Annotated in this window: 17 protein-coding genes; 10 read left to right on the top strand and 7 right to left on the bottom strand. The window is 69.5% G+C overall.

Features of this window, described 5'->3' with window-relative positions:
• Positions 1-32: 32 nt before the first annotated feature.
• On the bottom strand, positions 33-1,715 hold the full coding sequence (locus FFK22_RS05030) for a hybrid-cluster NAD(P)-dependent oxidoreductase (RefSeq protein WP_138889016.1): 1,683 nt from the start codon (positions 1,713-1,715) through the stop codon (positions 33-35).
• Positions 1,716-1,767: 52 nt separating this feature from the next.
• Positions 1,768-4,893 (bottom strand): FHA domain-containing protein, encoded by a 3,126-nt coding sequence (locus FFK22_RS05025; protein WP_138889017.1) that lies wholly within the window; start codon positions 4,891-4,893, stop codon positions 1,768-1,770.
• A 270-nt stretch (positions 4,894-5,163) separates the two neighbouring features.
• Here FFK22_RS05025 and FFK22_RS05020 point away from each other — a divergent pair, with 270 nt between their 5' ends.
• The 3 genes from FFK22_RS05020 to FFK22_RS05010 all read left to right on the top strand — a co-directional run bounded on the left by FFK22_RS05020 (position 5,164) and on the right by FFK22_RS05010 (position 8,978).
• The gene (locus FFK22_RS05020; protein WP_138889018.1) at positions 5,164-6,216 is read left to right on the top strand and encodes a cytochrome-c peroxidase; all 1,053 of its coding nucleotides are present in this window, start codon (positions 5,164-5,166) and stop codon (positions 6,214-6,216) included.
• Positions 6,217-6,259: 43 nt separating this feature from the next.
• On the top strand, positions 6,260-7,975 hold the full coding sequence (locus FFK22_RS05015) for a DAHL domain-containing protein (RefSeq protein ID WP_138889019.1): 1,716 nt from the start codon (positions 6,260-6,262) through the stop codon (positions 7,973-7,975).
• 85 nt (positions 7,976-8,060) lie between these two features.
• Complete coding sequence (locus tag FFK22_RS05010) at positions 8,061-8,978, top strand: response regulator (RefSeq protein WP_186002313.1); 918 nt, start codon at positions 8,061-8,063, stop codon at positions 8,976-8,978.
• Between the two features lie 70 nt (positions 8,979-9,048).
• Here FFK22_RS05010 and FFK22_RS05005 read toward each other — a convergent pair whose 3' ends face one another.
• The 3 genes from FFK22_RS05005 to FFK22_RS04995 are packed head-to-tail and all read right to left on the bottom strand — an operon-like array spanning position 9,049 to position 13,257.
• The gene (locus tag FFK22_RS05005; protein ID WP_138889021.1) at positions 9,049-9,891 is read right to left on the bottom strand and encodes an alpha/beta hydrolase; all 843 of its coding nucleotides are present in this window, start codon (positions 9,889-9,891) and stop codon (positions 9,049-9,051) included.
• Positions 9,888-11,981 carry a substrate-binding domain-containing protein gene (locus FFK22_RS05000; protein ID WP_138889022.1) on the bottom strand — a complete coding sequence of 698 codons (2,094 nt, stop codon included), beginning with the start codon at positions 11,979-11,981 and terminating at the stop codon, positions 9,888-9,890. The genes FFK22_RS05005 and FFK22_RS05000 overlap by 4 nt, the downstream gene beginning before the upstream one ends.
• Positions 11,982-11,985: 4 nt before the next feature.
• Complete coding sequence (locus FFK22_RS04995) at positions 11,986-13,257, bottom strand: amidohydrolase family protein (protein ID WP_138889023.1); 1,272 nt, start codon at positions 13,255-13,257, stop codon at positions 11,986-11,988.
• 562 nt (positions 13,258-13,819) lie between these two features.
• Here FFK22_RS04995 and FFK22_RS04990 point away from each other — a divergent pair.
• The 7 genes from FFK22_RS04990 to FFK22_RS04960 all read left to right on the top strand — a co-directional run bounded on the left by FFK22_RS04990 (position 13,820) and on the right by FFK22_RS04960 (position 20,797).
• Positions 13,820-14,914, top strand: coding sequence for a Gfo/Idh/MocA family protein (locus FFK22_RS04990; protein ID WP_138889024.1), 1,095 nt, complete (start codon positions 13,820-13,822; stop codon positions 14,912-14,914).
• Between the two features lie 42 nt (positions 14,915-14,956).
• Positions 14,957-15,862, top strand: a complete 906-nt coding sequence (locus FFK22_RS04985) for a sugar phosphate isomerase/epimerase (RefSeq protein WP_138889025.1) — start codon at positions 14,957-14,959, stop codon at positions 15,860-15,862.
• A gap of 140 nt (positions 15,863-16,002) precedes the next feature.
• Complete coding sequence (locus tag FFK22_RS04980; RefSeq protein ID WP_138889026.1) at positions 16,003-17,064, top strand: LacI family DNA-binding transcriptional regulator; 1,062 nt, start codon at positions 16,003-16,005, stop codon at positions 17,062-17,064.
• A 16-nt stretch (positions 17,065-17,080) separates the two neighbouring features.
• Positions 17,081-17,932 (top strand): phytanoyl-CoA dioxygenase family protein, encoded by an 852-nt coding sequence (locus FFK22_RS04975; RefSeq protein WP_138889027.1) that lies wholly within the window; start codon positions 17,081-17,083, stop codon positions 17,930-17,932.
• Between the two features lie 96 nt (positions 17,933-18,028).
• Entirely contained in the window at positions 18,029-18,961 is a 933-nt protein-coding gene (locus tag FFK22_RS04970; protein WP_138889028.1) for a substrate-binding domain-containing protein, read from the top strand.
• Positions 18,962-19,043: 82 nt separating this feature from the next.
• Positions 19,044-20,015, top strand: coding sequence for an ABC transporter permease (locus tag FFK22_RS04965; protein WP_138889029.1), 972 nt, complete (start codon positions 19,044-19,046; stop codon positions 20,013-20,015).
• Between the two features lie 5 nt (positions 20,016-20,020).
• Positions 20,021-20,797: an ATP-binding cassette domain-containing protein gene (locus tag FFK22_RS04960; RefSeq protein WP_138889030.1), complete on the top strand. Its 777-nt coding sequence runs from the start codon at positions 20,021-20,023 to the stop codon at positions 20,795-20,797.
• Here FFK22_RS04960 and FFK22_RS04955 read toward each other — a convergent pair whose 3' ends face one another.
• Both FFK22_RS04955 and FFK22_RS04950 read right to left on the bottom strand, forming a co-directional pair.
• Positions 20,798-23,119 carry an alpha-L-rhamnosidase gene (locus FFK22_RS04955; RefSeq protein WP_138889031.1) on the bottom strand — a complete coding sequence of 774 codons (2,322 nt, stop codon included), beginning with the start codon at positions 23,117-23,119 and terminating at the stop codon, positions 20,798-20,800.
• A gap of 102 nt (positions 23,120-23,221) precedes the next feature.
• Entirely contained in the window at positions 23,222-24,232 is a 1,011-nt protein-coding gene (locus FFK22_RS04950) for a LacI family DNA-binding transcriptional regulator (RefSeq protein ID WP_186002312.1), read from the bottom strand.
• Between the last annotated feature and the right edge of the window lie 30 nt (positions 24,233-24,262).

Genomic DNA, 24,262 nt, shown 5'->3' with positions numbered 1-24,262 from the left:
GCGGCGACCGATCGGCCGCCGCCTCACCGCTCTCAGGCGTCGATCACGACGGTTCCCCTCGCCTGGCCGATGCAGGCCAGGAAATAGCCGTCCGCGATCTCGGGATCGGACAGGACGGCCTGGCCATCCATGCTCACGGTGCCGCTCAGCTTCCGCATCCGACAGGTGCCGCAGACGCCGGAGCGGCACGAGCTCTGGACCGGAATCGCATGGCGGTCGGCGGCGTCGAGGACGGATTCGCCGACGCGGCAATCGACCGTCCGTTCGCTGGCCTGGAAGACCAGCCTGGCCTCGACGGCAGCAGCGGCGGCCGGGGCCGGTGCGGCCGCGGCGGTCGCCTTCGGGACCGCGGGAGCGTGGACCGCCGCCGTAGCCTGGGGCGCCGGCAAGGCGGGGGCGGAGGCCGGTGCGCCGCCGAAGCTTTCCTCGTGGTAGCGGGCCATCGGGAAGCCGCGCGCCTGCAGCAGCGTCCGGATCATCGCCATGTAGCCGGCAGGGCCGCAGACGAAGACCTCGCGCTCCATGACGTCCGGCGCCAGCAGCCGCAGCAGCGCCTCGCTGAAATGGCCGGTCGGGCCGTTCCAGGACTGTCCCGGGGATACCCGCGACGGCACGACGGCGAGACGCAGCGCCTCGCCCAGGCGCGAGCTGAGATGCTGCAGCTCCTGCCCGAAGATCACGTCGTCCGGCGTGCGGACATTGTTGATCAGCACGATGTCGGCGGCGCAGCCGGTGTCGGCGAGCCAGCGCAGCATCGACATCGCCGGCGTGACGCCGCTGCCGCCGGCGATGAACAGCAGCCTGGCGGCGGGCCGGTCGACGCAGGTGAAATGGCCGTGCGGGCCGATCAGCTCGAGCTCGAATCCCGGCACCATGGTGTCGTGCAGCCAGTTCGAGACCCAGCCCTTGGGCACGCGCTTGACCGTGATCGACAGGGTGTAGGGCCGCGACGGAGAGGACGAGATCGTGTAGCTCCGCCGCAGGGTCCGGCCGTCGACCGGCAGCTCCAGCGTGATGAACTGGCCGGGCTTGTAGCTGAACAGGCGGGGCGGGTCGGCGGCCAGGGTGAAGGTCCTGGTGTCCCGCGTCTCGTCGATGCTGGCGATGCAGCGAACCTTGAGCCGGCCGCCCTGCCAAACCGGCGCCTCGCCGATCGCCATCCGCGCCGCGGTCCAGGGCTCGGCGCCGGCCGTCGCAGCCGCGGCCGGTTCCGGTCTCGGCTCGATCTCGGCCTCGCGCGGCGCGTCCGCCGCGGCGGGCGTCGGATGCGCCAGCAGAGCCTCGAGCTCCTGCCGGGCGTTGGCCCGCCCCCGCGACTCGCCGAGGGCGAACCGGACGCCCGCCCGTGACGGCCCCCGGCTGACGCGCTGCACGAAATCGGCGAGCGACGCCTTCAGCGCGTCCGCCCGCCCGGTGCCGAAATCCTGGTCGAACCGGGCCAGCTGGCGGGCGATCGCCTCGCGGTCCGCCGACAGCGTCCCGGCCTCGTAATCGGCCCAGGTCGCCGTATAGTTGAACCGCAGCGTGGTCAGCGCCCGGCACATATCTTCGTTGTCGGTCCAATGCAGGTCGTTCATCAGCGTCTGGAAGCGCTGCACCTCCTGCGGCGTGATGTCCTTTTCGCTGTCGGCGACATAGACAAAGACCAGGAACACGAGAACCGCCAGGTCGACGCCCTGTGTTTCGGCTGTAATATTTTCGGTCAGCGTATCCATTGCGCGTGGTTTCCCTGTCTTGGTTCTCGTGTTTTGTGGTGCGATCCGGCGATCAGCTGGCGTAGCGGAGGGACGGCGTGAGATCCGCGGCCTCAGCGGCGACCGGCGGCGGCCGATCGTCCGGCGCCGTCGCGGCCAGGCCGGGCCGCCCGATGGTCATGACGATCGCGAAGTCGCTGACGATCTCGAAGGCTGCGTCGCCATCGCCCGGATCGATCAGATCGCCGGCCTCGAAGCTGCGCGCGAACGTGCGGACCGATCCGAACTGGAGGAAGCGCATGTCGCCCGACCCGGCCGCCGCCGGCAGCGTATCGCCGGCCCGGAAGCGCCCGACCCGGCAGTCGCGGACGATGTCGGCGAGGGCGGAGAGCCCCAGCGGCCGCAGCGCCGGGCTACGGGCCAACGCCACCAGCCGCAGCGCCGGATCGAAGGATCGCAGGCAGCGGCTTTCGGCGGCGTCCTGCCAGCCAATCTGCAGGCTGGCCCCGGCGCCCGGCCCGAAGGTCAGCAGGGCGTCGCGGCGAAGGACGAAGGATTCGCCGTCGCCGGCGACGCCGTCGACGAAGATCCGGGCGCCGTCGAGCCGCAGGATGCGGACCTCGCCATGGGCCGAGGACAGCGCCATGTGGTACGGCCACACCATCGGGCTGGCGATGGTGATGTCGTTGCCGGGGCCGCGGCCCACCGTGATCATCGGCTGCGCATGCGTCGAGCGGCTCCGGGTGCCGTCGGGCAGCGCGACCACGGCGTGGATCACCGGCTCGGCCGCGCCGGACTCCGCCGCCGCGGCACCGGCCAGGATGTCCACCGTCTGCCGCAGCAGCCAGTGGCCGTCGGCCTGCCCGTTCTCCGCGAGCCGCCGCGCGGTGCCACGCGCCAGCGCGTCGTCGACATAGCTGAACGCGGTCAGCGTCAGGGCGCGGACGACCGGCGCCTCGTGCTCCAGCAGCAGGGCCAGGCTGGCGGCGCGATCGAGGCCGGCGGCGATGACCTCGCGGAACGACCGCCGCGGCAGCTCCGCGGGCCGCTCGCCGTCGATCTCGGGCGCCATGCCCTGCAGGACGGCGGTGATCGCTTCGCCGAGCGCCTGCCCCCAGCTGAGATCCTCGTGCCCGGCGACCGGTCGGGACAGCCCGTCGACCACGCCATCGCCGGCCAGGGCGGCCAGATCCTGCGCATACCATCGGCCGAGCTTGCCGTCGCCGAAGGCATGCAGGCAGGACAGTCCGGCCTCGCACAGCGCCCCGAACCGGTCCTCGTCGGCCGCCAGCAGCAGCTCGTTCAGGGTGCCGGCGAAGCGGTCGGGCAGGCTGGAGCTCTGCAGGCAGAAATACGCCCCCTGCAGCTTCGCCAGGGCATCGAGGATCGACTCCATCTGCCGGGCCAGCATGCCGCCAGGCGCGGTGAACTCCGCCATCACGCCGCGATGCTCGGCATCGGTGATCTGCAGGCTGGTGCGCAGGGTCCTGATCGTCGATTGCATGCCCGGATCGGTCCGGACCGTGTCGAGCGTCCGGCCGGACGCGACATGGGCGACGAGATACCGGCCGATGATCTGGTGGTAGTTGGCGACGCAGGCCATCCGCTCCTTGGTGGTGGTCCGGACGGCGCCGAGGACCGCGGCCTCGGAGATCTCCGGCTCCTCCAGCAGCCGCAGATGGTCCTCGTCACTGATCTCCATCTGCTGCCGCACGTCGTGCAGCAGATCGGCAGACGACACCGCCCCGGTCTTGCCGGTGGTGATGGCGTCGTCCAGCAGGTTGCGATAGGCCTCGAGCTTCTGGTCGTGCGACAGCTCCGGCAGCACCTTGGCCAGGACGTAGATCTCGTCGGGCTTGAGCTCGCCGACCGACCGGCCATCCAGGTACCGGCTGAGGTCGATCTTCAATTTTTTCAATTGATTGAGCAAACTTGACGCGATCTTCTCACGCTCATACCGGAACGCCGAGCGATTGAGCGTCTGCCACAGCCACATCGTGCTGAGCGAGACGATCAGGATGTCGACGAAATGGATCGCGGCCGGGGGCAGCATCAGCAGGCTGGGCCGGCCGCCATACAGGTAGAAGATGTTGATCGACAGATAGGCGCTGACGCCCAGGCAGTGGTTGACGATCTCCACTTCGGGGATCGGCTTGCCGGCGCGGCTCCGCAGCCAGCGATAGGTCCGCTCCAGCCCGGTGCCCAGGGCCAGCGAGGCCAGGACGGCGGTCCCCATGACCAGCGGCACGGCGACCAGCTTGGGGATCGGGATCGCCTGGCCGGCGAGATACAGGCCCGGATCGAGCAGCCGGCCGAGCGCCCCGGCCTCATGGCTCCAGACCCCCGAGAGGTAATAGTCCCAGCTTCCGGCATACAGGTAGAAATACCAGTAGAAGCCAATGATCAGCCCGTTGAACATGTAGTAGATGCGGCGCCGGGCCGGATCGAGGATCGAGCTCCAATAGGATTGCTCGAGATCGATATCGCCGCAGTTGGCGGTGCAGCCGACGCAGGCGCTGCGGTCGCCGCCGGGCGAGCTGGTGCGGCACATCGATTGCGGCACGGCCGGGCGCTGCAGATGCGGCGCGCTTTCCAGCAGGCCGCGCGGCTCGGTGTAGATCTTCTGGACGATGTTCGCCGGGCAGAAGTAGTTGCACCAGGACTTGCCGCCCCAGAGGAAGCCGACCAGGAATGCCGCCGCCAGCACAACGAGCAGGGCGGCCGCCAGCGCATAACGATCGCTGTTGATGAACAGGATCCGCGCATTCAGCCCGGCGAACAGGATGCCGAACTGGATGTACCAGGCGTTGCGGTCGAGCCAGCCGCCGCGCGGGATCAGCGCCAGCGTCCGCTCGAGCTTGCCGGTCCGGCGCCGCACAACCGTACGCTGCCGCTGCCAGCCCAGGTAGCGCGGCAGCTGGGACATCAGCGACAGCGGGCAGATGCGCCGCCAGGCCTCGTGCCCGAACACCATCAGGAACAGCGGGATCAGCGGGACGACAATCGTCCAGAACACCCGGGCCCCGACCTGGTACGGCTCGCTTTCCAGCACGCCGTCCTGGACCGCGACGGGGGTGCCGGCATGGGTCCAGCCCATCGAGACCGGATCCCAGAACAGCGAGGCGATGAGACCGGCCCATCCGGTCAGCAGCACGCCCCTTGCCACGAGCATCTTCCGTTCGGCGGTCCGCGCGAGCATGTCAGGCCTTCCCTGCAGTGGCGGCTGGGCAACGACCGGCCGGGACGGGTGAATCCTGGCCGGTGGTGCGCGACGCTCGGGGCTGGTGTCAGCACTCTGCTCCCAGAGGCCCGCGGTCCTGACGGTACCGCAGCGGCGTGGGCTCGCCGCCCATCACCGCGATGATGTGGCCATAACCAGATCGCATAGTGTGGAGATCTTCTTCCGACGGACACTAATTCCAGCCACGCATCGTCGTCGCGGCCACTAATCCGTCAGGGCAGGCAGAAGATGAAGCATGATCCCGACCCTCAGCACTGTCGCGTGACAGGGCAGGCTTCGGCCCCGACCGTCGGGCGGCAGCTCCTGCTCGCCGCCGTGCCCGCCCTGGCCCTGGCGTTTCTGGGACCCGCTTTGGTTGCCGCGCAGACGCCGGAGCCGATCGCTCCGATCCCGTTCCAGCTGGAGCTGGATCAGCGCAAGGTCAATCTGGGCGAGGCCCTGTTCCACGATGTCCGGCTGTCCAAGGACAACGAGAATGCGTGCTCGTCCTGCCATGACCTCGACAATGGCGGCGACGACGGCCTGGCCAAGTCGAAGGGGCTCGGCGGCAAGGCCGGGAAGCGGAACACGCTGACGATCTTCAACTCGACGCTGAACTTCCGCATGATGTGGGATGGCCGCTTCGCATCGTCGGAGCAGCAGGTCGAGGCCGCGATCCACGACCCGGCCGTGATGGGCACGACCTGGCCGGCGATCCTCGACAAGCTGGCGCAGGACCAGGCGCTGACCCAGGCCTTCGCCGGGCTGTATCCCCAGGGGATGCAGCCGCAGACCATCACCGACGCGCTGGTTGTCTATGAACGGTCGCTGATCACGCCGAATGCGCGGTTCGACAGGTTCCTGCGCGGCGACGCGGCGGCGCTGGACCCCGACGAGCTCGAAGGCTACCGCCTGTTCAAGACCTATGGCTGCGCCTCCTGTCATCAGGGGGTGAATGTCGGCGGCAACATGTTCCAGGTGTTCGGGGTGCTCGGGATGCCGGGGGACTATTTCCGGTCGCACGGCCCCGTCGCCGATCCCGATTTCGGACTCTACAACACCACCAAGGCCGAGGAGGACAAGTTCGTCTTCCGCGTCCCCAGCCTGCGCAACGTCGCGCTCACGGCGCCCTATTTCAACGACGGCTCGGCCGCCACGCTGACCGAAGCGGTCGACGCCATGGCGAAATACCAGCTCGGGCGCCAGATCCCGCCGCGCGACAACGCGCTGATCGTGGCATTCCTGCGAACCCTCACCGGCGAATACAAGGGACGCCCGCTCGACGCGCGCGTTTCGCAGTGAATCGGCCCACCGCAATTGAAGAGACGGTGACGGAGATCATGTCATGATCGTCAGACCCAGGATCGTCTGCAGTGTCCTCGTCGCCGTTCTTCTCACGGCCCTGGCGAGTCTTCTGGCGATGCTGCGCGCGCCGGACACCCGGCCGTCGGAGCTGCTGGCCAACCTCGCCGAGATGAAACAGATCGACGCACTGTGGAGCGCCGACGTCCTCAGCCTGGAGCTGGGCCTGAACCCCAACTACGACTCCGTGGCCGCGCCCGTCGGCAAGCTGGCCGATCGCTACCGGACGATCGAAGGCCTGGCCGAAGGCGATCCGGCGGAGACCGGGGACCTGTCGTCCTCGCTCGCCGCGTATCGCTCGGCGATGGATGACAAGATCCGCATCGTCGAGCGGATCAAGGCGCAGTATTCGATCATCAGCAACTCCTCGCGCCTGCTGCCGATCGCCGCGGCGGACCTGTTCGCCGAGCTCGAAGGCGGCGCGGACCGGCCCACGTCCAATCCGCCGATCGCCAACCTGCTGACCCGCATCGTCATCGACGTGGCCAGCTATATCGTCACCCCCAGCGAGCAGCTCCGGCAGGTCATCGACAACCAGATGGCCGCGTTGCGCGAGGCCGCCGGCCGGACATCGCCCGAGGCGGCGTCCAAGGCGGACACGCTCTTGGCCCATATGGCGGTCATCCTCCGCCAGAAGCAGCTCGGCACCAAGCTGATCGTGGACCTCACTGCCGTGCCGACCGCCCAGGCGATCGACCGCCTGCAGCGCGACGCGCAGGCCCTGGAGGCCGACCAGAACCGGTACCGGTCGCTGCTGCGCGACCTGATGCTGGTGTGCTGCTTCATGCTCGTCCTGGCGACGGCCTGGGCCGCCTACCTGCTGCGCCGCCACTACCGGCAGCTCAACCAGGACAAGTCCGCGCTGCAGCAGGCCAACCAGGATGTGCAGTCGCAGCTGATCCAGTCGTCGAAGCTGTCCGCGATGGGCCAGATGGTGGCGGGCATCACCCACGAGATCAACACGCCGCTGGCCTATGTGAAAGCGGTGTTCTGCCTGATCCGGGACCAGATGGCCGAGATGCAGGTGGGCAGGACGGCCGCCTCCGGCATCATTGCGGAGCTGCGGCCGGCCGGGGCCGACGGGCTGCCCGACGATCAGATCGGCGAGCTCAACATGCTGATCGACGAAGGGCTGCACGGCCTCGAGGAAATCACCAACCTGATCATCACGATGAAGAACTTCTCGCGCCTCGACAAAGGCCGTCTCGAATATATCGACATCGAGGAAGCCCTGGACGGCGCCGCCCTGATCGCCCGCTCCGAAGTCAAATACATCGCCGACACGATCAAGGACTACGGCAAGATCCCCAAGATCCATGCGTCGGCGACGCAGCTGAAGCAGGTGTTCCTGAACCTGATCAACAACGCCGCCCATGCCATGGCCGATCAGCCCAGCCGCGGCAAGCTGACCCTGCGCACGCGGGCCGAGTCCGAGGACTCGATCCGGATCGAGATCGAGGACAGCGGAACCGGCATCCCGGCGGACGTCCTGCCCAGGATCTTCGATCCGTTCTTCACCACCAAGGATGTGGGCAAGGGGACCGGCATGGGGCTGTCGATCTGCTACCGCATCATCCAGACCCATGGCGGCACCATCTCCGCCAGGTCCCAGCCCGGCGTCGGGACCACCTTCACCATCATCCTGCCGCATCGCGCCAAGGCCGATGCCGAGCATCGGCTCGAGCAGGCCGCCGCGTGAGACACCTTCACCATCCGGCCGCCGCCCGGCCCGACTCCGCTTGCCACCCCTCCCATGACGCTTCGCAGGTATGAAGGAGAGCGAGATGACTGACAGGCCCAGCCTGCTCTTCGTGGACGACGAAGAGCGCATCGTGAAGCTGCTCAAGGTGATGTTCCGGTCCAGCTATGACGTCCACACCGCGACCAGCGGGCGGGAGGCCCTGGCGATCCTGGAGGCCCACCGGATCGACGTGATCGTCTCCGACCAGCGCATGCCGGAGATGGTCGGGATCGAGCTGCTGTCGCAGGTCTGCAGGCGGTGGCCCAACACGGTCCGCATCCTGCTCACCGGCTACAGCGACCTGGTCGCCATCATCGGCGCGGTCAACGAGGGCGAGGTCTTCCGCTTCCTCAACAAGCCGTGGAACCAGGACGAGCTGCGCCAGGTCATCGCCGAGGCGGTCGAGATCGCGCGCTCGGCCCCGGCCGCGGCCGAGGAGGCGGAGGCGGTGCTGACGCCGCCGCTCGGCGTCGCCACCAAGCTGCTGGCGATCGACGGCCTGGCCAGCGATCGCCAGGAAATGCTCGAGATGTTCACCCGCGACTACAGCATCCTGACCGCCTCGACCGTGGAGGAGGCGCTGGAGATCCTGGAGCAGGAGGAGATCGGCGTCATCGTCACCAACAGCGAGGTCGACGGCGTCGATGTCACCGACATGCTCTCGCAGATCGCCAGGATCGATCCCTCGATCACCGTGGTGGCGACGACCTCCGCCCCCGACGCCGACACCATCGTCAAGCTGATCAACCAGGGGCAGATCTACCGCTTCGCCATCAAGCCCCTCAGCCCCAACGTCTTCCGCCTCGCGGTCAGCGCCGCCATCCGCGAGCATCGCCGGCGCCTGGTCGACCCGAGATTCGCCCGACAGCCGGTGCAAAGGCAGGTCGCGACGGCGGAGGGCGGCGGCGGACTTCTCGACAACATCGTCCGCAGCCTGGGCCGCTTCACCAAGGTCAGCTAGATGCGGCCCGGACCGCGTGGACCACCTTCCGGATATCTGCTCTTCGATGCAGCCGAAGGCCGGCGTCAGATCAGGCGCCTTGTCGCGACGCCGCGATCGTCCGCCCGAGCCGCTCCGCCAGCGCCGAGCCCGGAGTGCCCAGCGCCGTGGCGATGCTCATATGGTTCTCGCCCGGGAGGGTGGCGAAGCGGCTGTCGACGCCCGCCCCGGCCAGGCGCTCGGCGAAGGCCTGGCCCTGGGTCAGGAAGGGCAGCGTCTCGTCGGCGCCGACCACGACATCCACCGCCGGCCCCGGCACCGGCGTCGCCGAAAGCGGGGACCAGGCCGCCACCTCCTCCCCCGTCAGCGCGATCTCCGGCTGCAGGAAGCTGCTTGTGATCGGGTCGAGGTCGTAGATGCCGCTGACCAGCAGCAGCGACCGCACCGGCAGGGCCGGCGCCGCCGCCTCCCCCGCCCCGCGACAGGCGAGAAAGCTGGTGAGATGGGCGCCGGCGGAGGTTCCGCTGGCGCTGAGCGCCGCCGGGTCGCCGCCCCAGCGCCCGGCATGGACGGACAGCCAGGCCACCGCCCGCCGCACCTGGCCGACGATCGTCGCCATCCGTGCCTTGGGCATCAGCGAGTAGTCGATGATCGCGGCGATCGCGCCATGGCCGGTGATGGCATCGGCGACGAAGGCGAAGTCCTGCTTGGAAAAGGCGCGCCAATACCCGCCATGGACGAAGACATGGACCGGGAACGGTCCCTCCCCCTCCGGCGGCAGGTACAGGTCGAGCTTCTCGTCCGGATGATCGCCATAGGCCAGGTCGCGGACGCCGCGCAGCGACTGCCGGGTACGCTCGCTGGCTTGGCGATAGGCGGCGAGATGGGCTTCGAACTCCGGCACATGGGCGCGGATCATGAAGGGGTCGGTCATGGCAGCACGGCCTCGGTGACGGGAGGGGGATCGGTCGGAAGCACGGACGCGGCGGTGTCCGGCAGGTCGAGGCTTTCGAGCGCCGCCCGGGCCGCCGGCAGATCGGTGGCCGGCACGCGCAGCAGCAGCACGGCGCGCACCTGACCGTCGGCGCCGCGGATCGGCCGCGCCGCTTCGCCGAGATCCGGTCCGGCCTCACCGGCAAGGGCGGCGACGCGCTGCCCGCCTTGGGCCCGGATCGCCGCGACCAGCTCGGGCAGCGTCAGCGAGGCGTCGCGCCGCGGCCGGGCATGGGCGGCCAGCAGCCAGCGCATCCGCCGCTCCGGCAGCTCGGCCACCAGCAGGCGGCCGGCCAGGGTCCAGTTCACCGGGGTGCGGCAGCCGACCGCGATCGGCGGCATCCCGGGCGCGGCACGGCCGAGGGCGATGGTGCAGCGCTCGCCATGCAGCACCGCCAGCGCAGCGGCGCCGCCGGTCGAGCGCGCCAGCCGGTCCAGAATCGGCTCGGCCATGGCGGCGAGATCGGCGATGCCGATCGCGGCGAAGCCGGCGGCCCGGGCCCGCGGCCCGGCGCGGATCCGGCCGCGGCCGCCGCGCTGCAGCAGCCCCTGCCCGGCCAGCGGCCCGAGCAGATCGTGCAACGATGAGCGCGGCATCGCCACCGCCTCCAGCAGGTCGGCGATGCCGGCCTCGCCGCCATGCGCCTTGAGCCAGACCAGGATGTCGAGCGTGCGCAGGATTGAGCGGGCGCCGCCTTCGGCCGCCGCCCTCTTCCCGACCGCAAAGGTCGTCGGGTCGTAATCCTCGCCCATGCCGTGGCCCAGGACCAGGCTGGGCGGCCGGTCCCAGCGCACATGGTCCTCGACGAAGATATCGGCGCGGACCGAGGCGGTCTCGCAGCCGCGGCTGATCACCAGCGGCGTGTGCACCTCGATCCGGCGCGGCAAGGTGCGGCCGGCCAGGATGTCGAGCGCGGCCTCGACCGCGCGGATGCCCATGGCTGGCGGGAAGTCCATCGCCGCCAGCTTCACGCCGTGCAGGATCGCCAGCTGGTAGACCGCGTTCTGGTCGCCGCCGGTGTGCGGCGGCACGCGGCCGTCGCGGCCGGCATCGACCCAGGCCTGGATCGACCCGGCGCCGTGCAGGCCGCTGTCGCACCAGATGCCGTCGATGGCGTCGCCCCAGCGCCCGATCAGCGCGGCCATGGCGCGGCGGCCGGCCGCGACCGTCAGTTCGGTGCACACCGTGTCGAGGATGCGGATGCCAGGCGCCAGGGCGAAGACCTCGCGTGCCGCCCGGGCCCGGCGCAGCAGCGGTCCGATCTCCGGGTCCCCCACCATCATCACCAGCCCACCGCGGCCGCCCAGCGTCTCGACCAGCCATTGCGCCGGCAGCCGGCCGATCGCGGTGTCGGGGCCTGCGACCTGGACCAGGGAATGCGCCGTGTCGCCGAGCAGCCGGTCGACCATCACCACCGGCAGCCCGGCGGCGCAGGCCCGGGCCAGCGGTGGCAGCAGCGCCTCCGTCTCCAGCGGGCTGACGATCAGCGCGTCGACGCCCATGGCCAGGAAGGCGTCGATGTCGCGCGCCTGGGCCGCGGGGTCGTCATCGGCATGGGCGATGCGCAGCGCCGCGACGCGGTCGGCCTGCTCCGCCGCCGCGAACTGGACGCCATGGATCAGCCCCTGGCGCCAGAGATTGGCGCGGGATCCGTTGGAGAAGCCGAGGACGTGGGGCGGCTGCCGGGCGAAGGGCGCGGCGTCGACCAGCTCGGTGAAGCCGGGGTTCCACAGGAACGACCGGGCCGGGCCGGTCGTTCCCCGCAACCGCGGCCGGGATGGCGCGGCCTGCGACTCGGCCTCCAGCGCCACAGCCAGGTCGAACCAGGCGGCGCCGAGCCGCACCGCGCCGCGTCGCGGCGCCTCGAGCCAGCCGGCGGCCAGCATCGGCCGCAGCACGGCATAGAGGCTGGAGCGCGGCACGGCGAGGTCCTCGGCCAGAACGGCAACGGCCGCCCCGCCGGGCGTCTCGATCAGCCGGTCGACGACCCCGAGCAGGACCTCGACGCCCGACTGATGGACACCTGCCACCGCGTCACTCGGCGGCAGCCCGCATCGCCCGCCGCGGCGACAGGCGGTGCATGGCGCCGTCCTTCATCACCATGCGGATGGCGCCGTGGTCGTGGATCAGGGCGATGTCCTTGAGCGGATCGCCGTCGACCAGGATCAGGTCGGCCAGGAAGCCCTCGCGCACCTGGCCCAGCCGGTCGCCGAGGCCCATCAGCTCGCCGCCGATCCTCGTCGCGCATTGCAGCGCCTCGGACGGGGTGTAGCCGAAGAGCGTGACGAAGTGCTCGACGTCGCGGGCGTTGGTGCCCTGCGGCGTCCAGGCGAAGCCGTAGTCGCCGCCGATGACGACGCGGATGCCGCGCTTGCGCATCTCGGCATAGGTGCGCTGGCTGGCCTCCATGCACAGATGCATGCCCAGCTTGCGCGCCTTGGCCTCGTCGATACCCCAGGGCCCGGCCTCGTGGATGGTGTTGTAGATCAGGCCGATGGCGGGACCGACGAAGACCTGGTCCTTCTTCGCCTCCAGCATGTCCAGCGCCTCGCTGTCGGCATGCTCGCAATGATAGATCACGTCGACCCCGGCGCGGATGGCGCGCTTCACCGCCTCGCTGGCCCGGGCATGGCAGTTGACTTTGCGGCCGAAATCATGCGCGGTCTCGACCGCGGCCTCGACCTCGACCCGCGACATCACCGTCATGCCGCCCTTGGCCGGGTCGACGAAATCGTCGCCGGAGATGTTGATCTTGATGTTGTCGACATCCTCGCGGATGCAGGTGCGGACGGCGTGGCGGATCGCGTCCGGCCCGTCGCAGACCCAGCCGAAGCTGGACCGCTCCAGGTGCAGCCGGCTCTCGTCGCCGAGGCCGCCCGTCACCGTGATCTCCGGGCTGGCAGCGCGGATGCGCGGGCCTTTCAGCCGGCCCTGGTTGACCTTGTCGCGGATCACCACATCCAGCCGGGTCTTGGCGGCCGCCGCCGAATAGGCGCTGGTGAAGCCGTGGTCGAGCAACAGCTCGGCGTTCCACATCGTCTCCAGCACATGCTCCTCGACGGGCACGTCGCCGAGATCAGTGTTCCGCGCGGCACCGCAGAAGGACAGATGGGCGTGGCCCTCGACCAGCCCCGGCAGCAGCGTGGCGCCGCCGCCGTCGACCGTCTCGCAGCCGCCGGCATCCAGCCGCTCCGCCGCCGGGGCCACGGCTTGGATGCGGTCGCCGCGGACCACGACCTGGCCGGGATAGGGGTCGCGGCCGCTGCCGTCCCAGATCATCGCGCCGGTGATGTGATAATCGCCCATGGGATCCTCCGCCTTGAGCAGGAGGCGGGTCGGCCCGCCTTCCGCGCGTTGCCGATTTGCCGATCCGCCGCTGCGCTCGGCCTGCGGCCCGATGCAGCGCGTGGTCCCGAGCCCGAGAACGCGTCGGGCGGCGAACGACAGGTCCCGCCGATGACCGGCAGCTCGACGCCGTCATAGCCGTGGCGCTTCAGGGATTCGAGCACCGGGCGGTCGGCGGGCGTGATCGCCCCTCTCACCACCAGGAGATTGAAGCCGATGTGCAAGCGTTCCTCCCAGTTCCGGGCCCGTGGCCATCGCCCGCGCCCTGATCTGTTTCCCGAAGGATGAGGTTCACCCGCCGCTCGCGTCAACGCAGCGGCGCGGACCGATGTCCGACATTCTGGACAATCCGTCCCCGAACGATCGATCAGGCATAACATCCTAGTTGAATGACATGTCGCCCAACGTCCGGTAACGCACCTCATTCGATCATCTTCAGTCGAAAACAACCCCCTCCAGATTCATCATTGAAGCCAAAAAGGCGAATCGGTAACGTACCTCAAAACATGCCAGGGAGGCCGCCATGTCCGTGCCGTCGGGTTTCGCGCCCGATCCCGAGATCCGTTGCCGTGACCATCACATCGGCGCGATCGGGGCCGGGTTCATCATGGCGGATGTGCATCTGGCGGCGTATCGAGAGGCCGGCTTCCCGGTCGTCGCCATCGCCAGCCGCACCCCGGACAAGGCCCGCGCGGTGGCGGAGCGCTGGGGCATCCCCCGCGTGCACAATACGCCGGCGGCGCTGATCGAGGACCGCGAGGTCGAGATCCTGGACATCGCCTTCCCGCCCGACCAGCAGCCGGCCCTGATCCGGCACGCGTTGCGCCAGCCGCATATCCGGGCGATCCTGGCGCAGAAGCCGCTGGCGATGGACCATGCCGAGGCGCAGCGCCTGGCCGCGGAGGCCGCGGCCGCCGGCAAGGTGCTGTCGGTCAATCAGAACATGCGCTTCGACCAGTCGATGCGGGTGCTGAAGCAGCTGCTCGACCGCAACGCGCTCGGCACGCCGGTGCTGGCGACCGTCGAGATGCGGGCGATCCCGCACTGGCAGCCCTTTCTCGAGGCCTATGGCCGGCTGACCCTGCTCAATATGAGCATCCACCATCTCGACGTGCTGCGCTTCCTGTTCGGCGATCCGGTCGAGATCTACACCGCGGCGCGGACCGACCCGCGCACGGCCTTCCCGCATCGCGACGGCATCTGCTGCTCCACCCTGTCGTTCCCGGGCGGGCTGATGGCGGTGAGCCTGGAGGATGTCTGGTCCGGCCCGCGCGCCGAGGGCTTCGACAGCGACATCTACATCAAGTGGCGGGTCGAGGGCACCGACGGCCTGGCCCAGGGCACCATCGGCTGGCCGGACTATCCGAAGGGCAGCCCCAGCACCCTCTCCTATTGCGCGCCGGAGACCGGCGGCAGCTGGGTGCAGCCGCGCTGGGACACGATGTGGTTCCCGCACGCCTTCAAGGGCGTGATGGAGCAGCTGCAATACGCGGTGAAGACCGGCGAGCCGCCGCTGCTGAGCGGCGCCGACAATGTCCGCACCATGGCCTTGGTCGAGGCCGCCTACCGCTCGCTCACCGAAAAGCGCGCCGTCCGCCTGGCGGAATTCGGCGCCTGACCACAACAAACACGGACAACAACAAACACGGAGGAACGCGTCATGATCCAGGTCGGCATCTTCACCGGATACTTCCCCTATTCGCTGCCGGAGACGGCGAAGAAGATCCGCTCGCTGGGCTTCAACACCGTCCAGCTCGACCTCGCCTTCAAGGACATGGACCTGTCGACGAGCGCGATCACGCGCGACAAGTGCCGGACCATCCGCGAGACCTTCCGCGACCACGACCTGCCGGTCTGCGCCGTCAGCGGCTACACCAACATCGTCCACCCCGACCCGGCGGCGCGGCAGGCCAAGCTGGAGCATCTGCGGACGCTGATCCGCCACGCCCGCGACCTGGGCAGCCCCTATGTCATCAGCGAGACCGGCACCTTCGCCACCGACAGCGACTGGGTGCACCACCCGAAGAACAAGACCGAGGAAGGCTACGAGGAGTGCCGCGCGGTGGTCGAGGACCTGGCCCGCACCGCCTATGACCACGGCGCCGTCTTCCTGCTCGAGACCTATGTCAACAACGTCATCGGCTCGGTCGACGAGACGCTGCGCCTGTTCGCCGACGTGCCCAGCCCCGGCCTTGGCCTGCTGATGGACCCGACCAACTATTTCGAATCCCACAACATCGACCGCATGGACCGGGAGCTGAACCGGATCTTCGACGCGCTGGACGACCGCATCCGGATCTCCCACGCCAAGGACGTGAAGCGGTCCGGCACCGACAAGTCGGAGAAGCATGCCGACATCGACGCGTCGGAGGCGCACAGCTTCCGCGGCGTCGGCGAGATCGAGCTGCCAGCGCCGGGGCTGGGGTCGCTGAACTACGACCTGTACCTGCAGCGCCTGTCCCGCCGCCACCCGAACATCCCGCTGATCATCGAGCATCTGGAGGAGGCCGACGTCCCCCGCGCCAAGGCCTTCATCGACGGCAAGCTGCGGGCGCTGGGGGTGTGAGGGTGATCCTTTCCGCACCCCTTTCCTTTTCTGTCATGCCCGGGCTTGACCCGGGCATCCAGGGGATGTCGATGCCGCTCTGGGTGGCCCCTGGATTGCCGGGTCAAGCCCGGCAATGACAGGTGGGGAGACTTAGCCCGATGAAGCAAGCCGTCGAGCCCGTAGACGCCGGAACGCGCAAGGCCAGGATGGTCGACATCGCCCGCGAGGCTGGGGTCAGCCTGGCCACGGTCGACCGGGTGCTGAACGGCCGCGACGGTGTCAACGCCGAGACCGCGAGCCGGGTCCAGGCGGTGGTGCAGCGGCTGAACTATGCCCCCAACCTGGCCGCCAGCCTGCTGTCGCGTGGCAGGATCCTGCAGTTCGACATCGTCCTGCCGGCCGGCAGCAACACCTTCATCCGCGACCTCGGCGACGCCGTGCTGGCGGCGGAGCGGGACTTCACCGCCTTCGGCGTCAAGCCGCGGCTGCACCTGATCGACGGCTTCGACCCCGACGCCCTGGCCGAGGCGCTGCGCCGGGTTGGCCGTGGCAGCGACGGCGTCGGCGTCATCGCCCTCGACCACCCGGCGGTGCGCGAGGCGGTGGCGGAGCTGGCGGCGGCCGGCGTGCCGGTCGCGACCATGGTGTCGGACCTGCCGCAATCCGCCCGCATCGGCTATGTCGGCGTCGACAACCGCGCCGCCGGCCGCACCGCGGGCGACCTGATGGGCCGCTTCCTGGCCGGGCATGTGGGCGAGGTCGGGCTGATCGCCGGCAGCCTGGCCTATCGCGGCCATGAGGAGCGCGAGGCCGGCTTCCGCAGCGTGCTGCGCGAGCGCTTCCCGAACCTGACCGTCCCGGCGCTGGTCGAGGGCCACGACAGCGTCGAGCAGAGCGCCGCGGTGACCGCACGGCTGCTGGACACCCATCCCGCACTGATCGGCCTCTACAACATCGGCGGCGGCAACCGCGGCGTCGCCGAGGTGCTGCGCCATCGGCCGGCCGACGCGCCGCACCTGGTCTATATCGGCCACGAGCTGACGCCGCACACCCGCCGCTTCCTGATCGACGGCGTGATGGACGCGGCGATCAATCAGAACCCCCGCGCCGAGGCGGCGGAGACGCTGCGGCTGCTGCTGGGCCACCACACCCGCCCGGGCCCGTCCGAGCCGGCCGCGCCGGTGCGGATCGAGATCTTCACCCGCGAGAACCTGCCTTGAAGACCAGGAGGACACCATGCCCTTTCCGCATCTGACCGAGGCCGACCACGCCGCCTTCTGGCGCAACGGCTATGTGGTCAAGCGCAGCTTCTTCGACGCCGAGGAGATCGGCCTGCTGCAGCAGGCGATCGCGCAGGACGAGGGCATCCGCAGCCATGTCGTGGCGCTGAAGGACAGCCTGGGCGGGTCGACCGAGCTGGCGCTGTGGAACCACCCGGGCGACGATTTGTTCGGCGCCTTCGCCCGCTGCGAGCGCATGGTCGGCGGCGCCGAAAAGCTGCTGGGCGGCGAGGTCTACCACTACCACTCCAAGCTGACGATGAAGCGGCCCCGCGCCGGCGGCGCCTGGGATTGGCACCAGGATTACGGCTACTGGTACAACAATGGCTGCCTGTACCCCGACATGCTGTCGGTCGCCATCGCGGTCGATCGGGCGACGCAGGAGAATGGCTGCCTGCAGATGATCCGCGGCAGCCACAAGCTGGGCCGGATCGACCACGGCCGGGTCGGCGGCCAGACCGGCGCCGACATGGAGCGGGTGAACCAGGCGCTGGAGCGGATGCCGCGCGACTACATGGAGATGGCGCCGGGCGACGTCTGCTTCTTCCACGCCAACACGCTGCATGCGTCGGAGCAGAACAAGTCCGAGCATTCGCGCAACGTCATGCTGTGCTGCTACAACGCCGCCTGGAACGACCCGTACAAGGCGCACCACCACCCCGGCTATACCCGGCTGGAGAAGGTGCCGGACGAGCGGATCAAAGGGCTGGGCCTGACGCTCGACGCCGGCCACCGCGCCTTCTTCGATCCGGAGCGGGACGAGACGGTCGAAGCGAAGACCCAGTCCGACAGCACCGCGATGCGCTGAGGCCGGGGCGGATCTCGCCCGGCCGCCCGCACTGTGTCAGTCTCGATCCATGCCGCCCATCGACAGTGAAGGCGGCGATCACAGGGGAGGAAACGCATGTTCAGGCGATTGTCGCTGCTGCTTTGCAGTGTCCTGCTGGCGCTGGCGGCGCCGGCTGCGGCCCAGGCCAAGACCTTCTACTGGATCTCGCACGGATCGCCGGCCGACCCGGTCTGGACCTATTTCCTGGCCGGGGCCAAGCAATGGGCCGCCGACACCGGCCAGACGGTCAACACCTCGTTCCACAACGGCGACGTGCCGTCCCACCAGGAAGCGGTGCGCGCCGCGATCGCGGCCAAGGCCGACGGCATCGTCACCACCAGCCCCGACCCGGGCAGCCTGGTCGCGGTGGTGAAGGAGGCGAAGGCCGCCGGCATCCCGATCATCAACTTCAACACGCCCGATCCCACGGCCGGCTTCGACGCCTATGTCGGCGGCGACAACACCACCTTCGGCCGGCACTGGGCGCAATACCTGGTCGACAAGGGCCTGGTGAAGTCCGGCGACTTCGTCTGGCTGCCGGTCGAGGTGCCCGGCGCAACCTATGGCGTGCAGGAGGAGGAAGGCATCTCCAGCGTGCTCAAGCCGCTCGGCGTCACCTGGGAGGTCACCGACAACACGCTGGACCAGGCCGAGGTGATCAGCCGCATGGTCGACTACCTGACCGCCAACCGGACGAAGATCAAGGCGATCATCGGCCTGGGCGACCTGGTGACCGGCAGCATCAAGCGCGTCTTCGACCAGGTCGGCGTCAAGCCGGGCGAGATCCCGGTGGTCGGCTGGGGCAATTCGCTGGACACCACCCAGGAGGTGCTGACCGGCTACGTCAACGCGGCGCAGTGGCAGGACCCGGAGGCGACCAGCTATGTCGCCCTGTCGCTGGCAGCGATGGCGTCCGGCGGCGTCCCGCCGGGCTTCAACGTCATCACCGGCGCGCTGTACGAGAAGGACAAGGCCCAGATCTATGACAAGATCCTCTCCGGCAAGTGACACTGCGCCGGAGGCATCCGCGGCGGCCCGTGCCGCCGCGGATGTGGCACTCCCGGGCCGTCCGTCCCTCCACCACCGGTCGATGATCCATCGCCTGGTGGCCAAGCCCGAATTCGGACCTCTCGTCCTGCTCGTGGTCGAACTCGCCGCCTTCTGGGCGATCAACCCCGAATTCCTGTCGCCACAAAACATCAGCAACACCCTGGCCTTCACCGTCGAGCTCGGCCTGATCGCGCTGGCGATGACGCTGCTGATGACCTCCGGCGAGTTCGACCTCTCGGTCGGATCGGTCTTCGGCTTCGCTCCGGTCTTGATGTGGACGCTGTTCAACAGCGGCACGGCGCCGCTGGAGGCCGGCTTTGTCGCCGCGATCGCCGTCGCCGCCCTGGTCGGGCTGGTGAATGGCTGGTTCGTGACCCGGCTGCGGATCCCGTCCTTCCTGGTCACGCTCGGCATGCTGCTGGTGGTGCGCGGCACCGCGCTGTTCATCACCGACGGCTTCCCGCAGCGGACCTGGAACACCGGCGGCAACTGGCTGGCCTGGCTCCTGGCCGGCGACTTCTTCATCGGCAGCTTCCGCATCTACATGTCGCTGTTCTGGTTCATCGCCGCCGCGCTGGCGATGGGCTATGTCCTGAACCAGACCAAGGCCGGCAACTGGATCCAGGCCTCGGGCGGCAATCCCGGCGCGGCGCGGGCCCGCGGTGTGCGCGTCGGCCGCACCAAGATCGCGCTGTTCGTGCTGTCGTCGATGATGGCCGCTCTCGCCGGGGTGATCAGCTCGATCCGCACCTCGTCCGCCAACCCGAACAGCGGCACCGGCTACGAGCTCGAGGTCATCGCCATGGTGGTGATCGGCGGCACGGCGCTGAGCGGCGGGCGCGGCACCATCCTCGGCACCGTGCTGGGCATCTTCATCCTGCGGGTGATGCGCAACGGCATCGTGCTGATCGGCGTGCCCGGCCTCGCCTACAACATCTTCATCGGCGCGATCATCCTGGGGATGATGGCGCTGCACTCCTGGCTCGACCGCCGGCACCAGGCAGGGAGTTGACCGCCATGGCCGAACCCCTGATCCGCATGGCGCATATCAGCAAGTTCTACGGCCGGGTTCGGGCGCTGGAGGATGTCAGCGTCACGGTCGGCGAGCGCGAGATCGTCGGCCTGCTCGGCGACAACGGCGCCGGCAAGTCGACGCTGATCAAGATCCTGTCGGGCGCCGTGCCGCCCAGCGGTGGCGACATCTTCATCCGCGGCCGCAAGGTCGAGATCGGCAGCACCACCGACGCCATCGCTCTCGGCATCGAGACGATCTACCAGGATTCGGCGCTGGTGACGCAGCTGTCGATCGCCCGCAACCTGTTCCTGGGCCGCGAGCCGATCCGGGGGCCGCGACTGCTGAACCGCATGGATCACGCCGCCATGGACGCGGTCGCGCGCGACCTCCTGAAGAAGGTCGGCATCAGCAAGGACATCCCGCCCGACACGCCGATCGGCTCGCTGTCCGGCGGCGAGCGCCAGGCCGTGGCGATCGCCCGCGCGATGCATTTCGACAGCGACCTGATCATCCTCGACGAGCCGACCAACAATCTCGGCGTGGCGGAGACCCAAGGGGTGCTGCGCTTCGTCCGCAACGCCCGGGATTCCGGGCATTCCTGCATCTTCATCGCCCACAACATCCACCACGTCTTCCAAGTGGTCGACCGCATCGTCGTGATGCGCCGCGGCCGGGTGGTGGCGGACGACATCGACCCCAGGCGCACCAGCGTCGAGGAGGTGGAGCGGGTGATCACGGGCATGACGGAAGACGGTGTCGCGATGGCGCCGGCCTCGTAGTCAGTCGGACAGCGCGCTGCGGTCCGGCAGCACGAAGGTCAGTGTGTGAGTGCCGGGCGGCAGGACCGCCTCGCCCCGGACCGGCGTATCGCCGAGCCGCGGATCGCCATGGCGCGGGCCGGGACGGAAGTGGCCCTCGCAACCCTCGGGCAGCGTGACCGTGTAGACCACCCGCCGGCCCTCGCAGGACCAGCGGGCCTCGATCCGGCCCTGCGGCACGTCGTGGAAGGCCGAGACCGGCGACAGGGCCGGGATCGGTGCCGGATCGACGATCACGCGGGCGAAGCCCGGCGCCTCCGGGTCGGGCGCCAGGCCGGCGACGCTCTCGAACAGCCATTGGCACACGGCGCCATAGGCGTAGTGGTTGTAGCTGTTCATGCTGGGCTCGTAGATCGAGCCGTCGGGCGCCATGGCGTCCCAGCGCTCCCAGATCGTCGTCGCCCCCTGCGCCACCTGGTACAGCCAGCCCGGCACCTCCTGCTGCAGGAACACCTTCGCCGCAAGGTCGTCGAGGCCGAGCCTGGTCAGGGCCGGCAGCAGCGCCGGCGTGCCGATGAAGCCGGTGCCGATCTTGTGGTCGGCGTCGATGACGACCTGCCGGAAATAGCCCTTCGCCGCCGCGCGCTGCCCCTCCGGCAGCAGGTCGTACAGGAAGGCGAGCGCGTAGGAGGTCTGGTCGTTATGCGCCAGCCGGCCGGACGGCGCGACGAACTCATGCGCGAAGGCGGCCCGGATCGCTTCCGCCCGCTGCCGCATCCGCGCCGCGAGATCGCGATCGCCGAGCACGCCGGCGATGCGGGCCAGCAGGTCGGTCGAGATGAAATGGTAGATCGTCGCCGCGCAGTCGTCGGCGATGGTCGGCCGCGGCTTGCGGTTGTCGCCGACCGGCTGCAGCCAGTCGCCGAAGGTGAAGCCGCGGGCGCCCCAATGCGGCGGCGGGCGCACCACCGGGCCGTCGGAGATCGACCACACGAAATCGACCCACTTCACCATCGCCGGCAGGCATTCGGCCAGCACGTCGCGGTCGCCGCAGTGGATGTAGAGCACCCAGGGAATGACGACGATCGCGTCGCCCCAGCCGGTCGACCCGAAGAAACCAGGGAAGTGATCCGGATGCAGCCGCGTCGGGTCGGGCGAGACATGCGGCACCGCGCCGTCCGCGCGCTGGTCCGCCATCACGTCGCGCAGGTATTTGCGCAGGAAGGCATGGCTGTCGGCGAGCCAGCAGGCCGTGCCGGCGAAGACCTGGGCGTCGCCGGTCCAGCCCAGCCGCTCGTCGCGCTGGGGGCAATCGGTCGGGACCTCGATGAAGTTCGCCCGCTGCGACCAGATCGTGTTCTGCACCAGCCGATCGACCAGCGGATGGCCCGAGGTGAAGCCGCCCGCGGGGTCGGGCACCGAGGAGATCGGGATCGACCGGATCGCCTCGACCACCGCCTCGCCCGTGATCGTCACCCGCGCATAGCGGAAGCCGTGGAAGGTGAAGTGCGGCGCGTAGGTCTCGGCGTCGCCGCCCTTGAGCATGTAGCGGGTCTCGGCCTCCGCCCGGCGATAGTTGCGGTTGTCGAAGTACCGGTCCGGGCCGAGCACCTCGGAATGCTCCACCCGCAGCTCCGCCCCGGCACGGCCGCGGATGGTGGTGCGCACATAGCCGGCGACGTTCTGCCCGAAATCGTAGATCGTGCGGCCCTCGGCATCGGTCCAGGACGCCGCCGGCGCCAGCGGCGGCAGCTCGCGCACCGGCGCCGTCTCATGGGCGACGAGAAGCGCCTTGTCGAAGGCCAGCACCTCGACGCCGTGGCTGTCGGCCAGGGCTTCGCGGCGGGCGTCGTAGATCTCGCCGAAATAGATACCGGATTTCCGGATCGGCAGCTCACCGCTGACCCAGGCTGCATCGGTGCGCAGAAGGGTTCCGTCCGGCCCGGCCAGCTCGGCGATCGCCGCGATCCGGTCGCCCCAGCAGTTCCGGATCGCCTTCTCGCCCCACATGATCGGCGAGCGATACCAGCCATCAGCCAGCCAGATCTCGATCCGGTTCGCGCCGGGCCGCAGCAGCGGCGCCACATCGTAGGCCTGGTAGGCGATGCGGTCGTCATAGCAGGTCCAGCCCGGCGTCAGCAGGTCGCGCCCCACCCGCGTGCCGTTGACGAAGCAGCGATAGAGGCCGAACGCCGAGATGAACAGAGTGGCCCCGGCCGGGACCGCGGCGAGGTCGAAGCCGCGGGCCACGAAGCTCGCCGGCCCGCCCTCTCCCTGGTCCGCCCGCGGCGCGATCATCTCGGCATCCCAGCGCCGACGCCGAAGGGCTGCTGCCTCTGTCATCTCGCCTTCCTCCCCGAGCCGGTCACGCATTGTTGTAGACCGATCTACACATGCTTCACCATTCACCCGGCTGGCGCAACCGGAATCAGGACTTCGCGCCCGCTAACCGGCCGGATCGGTGGACCGGCGCACGACCAGTTGCGGCGGCGTGACGGCATGCTGCTCGTTTCTACGGCCGTTGATACGGTCGATCAGCAGATCCGTCGCTGTCCGCCCCAGCGTGACCGCGTCCTGGTCGACCGATGTCAGCGAGATCTGCAGCAGGCCCGCGACCCAGGAATTGTCGTAGCCGACGACGGCGAGGTCGTCCGGCACGCGCAGGCCCAGCTGGTCCGCCGCCGCCAGCACGGCGATCGCGACCTTGTCGGTCCAGGCGAAGATGGCGGTCGGCCGGTCGGGCCGCGCCAGCCATTCGGCGGCGAGGTCGCGTTCACGCATGGAATCGGGGCTCCACCGGCTGTCGACGATGGCGGCCTCCAGGCCGTGGCACGCCATGGCCTGGATATAGCTCTCGCGGCGCACGGTCGCAGAGTTGGTTTCGCGGGCGCCGCTTTCCTCGAGGCCGAGGAAGCCGATGCGGCGATGGCCTGCCACGACCAGATGGTCGACCACGGCGGCGGCGCCGGCGCGGTCGTCATTGTTGACCGTGTCGAAGCCGCCGCCGCTGTCGTGCCACCCGATCACCACGACCGGCACGTCCCGCGCGATCTCGACCAGGTCGTCGCGCTCGAGATGCGGCCCGATCATGATGAGCCCGTCGAGATTGCGGTCGAGCATGGTCTCGATCAGGCTGCGCTCGGTCGCGTCGGCGGAGGGGCGGACGCCCAGCAGCGGCTGGTACTTCGTCTGCTTCAGCCGGGCGACGATGCCGTCGAAGATGTCCGGGAAGAACGGGTTGCGCATGTCCGACATCAGGACGCCGAGCGTGTCGGTCGACCCGCGCAGCCCCCGCGCCGCCATCTGCGGCCGGTAGGACAGCTCGCGCATCGCCGCCTCGACCCGGCGGCGCATCTCGTCGGACAGGCCGTAGGCGTTGCGCAGCACCTTCGACACGGCGGCGCGCGAGACCCCGGCCCGGTCGGCGACATCCTGAATGGTGGCACGCTTGCTCAATCGACGACCCCCACGCGGCAGCACGCTGCC

This window comes from Mycobacterium sp. KBS0706 (assembly GCF_005938675.2).
Lineage (GTDB): Bacteria > Pseudomonadota > Alphaproteobacteria > DSM-16000 > Inquilinaceae > Inquilinus.
This window is presented reverse-complemented; position numbering and strand designations above follow the sequence as displayed.

Bases quoted from the DNA above. Each gene is read 5' to 3' on its own strand.
- FFK22_RS05010 (WP_186002313.1), top strand. From the start codon at position 8,061: ATGACTGACAGGCCCAGCCTGCTCTTCGTGGACGACGAAGAGCGCATC.
- FFK22_RS04985 (WP_138889025.1), top strand. From the start codon at position 14,957: ATGATCCAGGTCGGCATCTTCACCGGATACTTCCCCTATTCGCTGCCG.
- FFK22_RS05015 (WP_138889019.1), top strand. From the start codon at position 6,260: ATGATCGTCAGACCCAGGATCGTCTGCAGTGTCCTCGTCGCCGTTCTT.
- FFK22_RS04980 (WP_138889026.1), top strand. From the start codon at position 16,003: ATGAAGCAAGCCGTCGAGCCCGTAGACGCCGGAACGCGCAAGGCCAGG.
- FFK22_RS05020 (WP_138889018.1), top strand. From the start codon at position 5,164: ATGAAGCATGATCCCGACCCTCAGCACTGTCGCGTGACAGGGCAGGCT.
- FFK22_RS04960 (WP_138889030.1), top strand. From the start codon at position 20,021: ATGGCCGAACCCCTGATCCGCATGGCGCATATCAGCAAGTTCTACGGC.
- FFK22_RS04955 (WP_138889031.1), bottom strand. From the start codon at position 23,119: ATGACAGAGGCAGCAGCCCTTCGGCGTCGGCGCTGGGATGCCGAGATG.
- FFK22_RS04965 (WP_138889029.1), top strand. From the start codon at position 19,044: ATGATCCATCGCCTGGTGGCCAAGCCCGAATTCGGACCTCTCGTCCTG.
- FFK22_RS05030 (WP_138889016.1), bottom strand. From the start codon at position 1,715: ATGGATACGCTGACCGAAAATATTACAGCCGAAACACAGGGCGTCGAC.
- FFK22_RS05005 (WP_138889021.1), bottom strand. From the start codon at position 9,891: ATGACCGACCCCTTCATGATCCGCGCCCATGTGCCGGAGTTCGAAGCC.
- FFK22_RS04990 (WP_138889024.1), top strand. From the start codon at position 13,820: ATGTCCGTGCCGTCGGGTTTCGCGCCCGATCCCGAGATCCGTTGCCGT.
- FFK22_RS05025 (WP_138889017.1), bottom strand. From the start codon at position 4,893: ATGCTCGCGCGGACCGCCGAACGGAAGATGCTCGTGGCAAGGGGCGTG.
- FFK22_RS04975 (WP_138889027.1), top strand. From the start codon at position 17,081: ATGCCCTTTCCGCATCTGACCGAGGCCGACCACGCCGCCTTCTGGCGC.
- FFK22_RS04970 (WP_138889028.1), top strand. From the start codon at position 18,029: ATGTTCAGGCGATTGTCGCTGCTGCTTTGCAGTGTCCTGCTGGCGCTG.
- FFK22_RS04995 (WP_138889023.1), bottom strand. From the start codon at position 13,257: ATGGGCGATTATCACATCACCGGCGCGATGATCTGGGACGGCAGCGGC.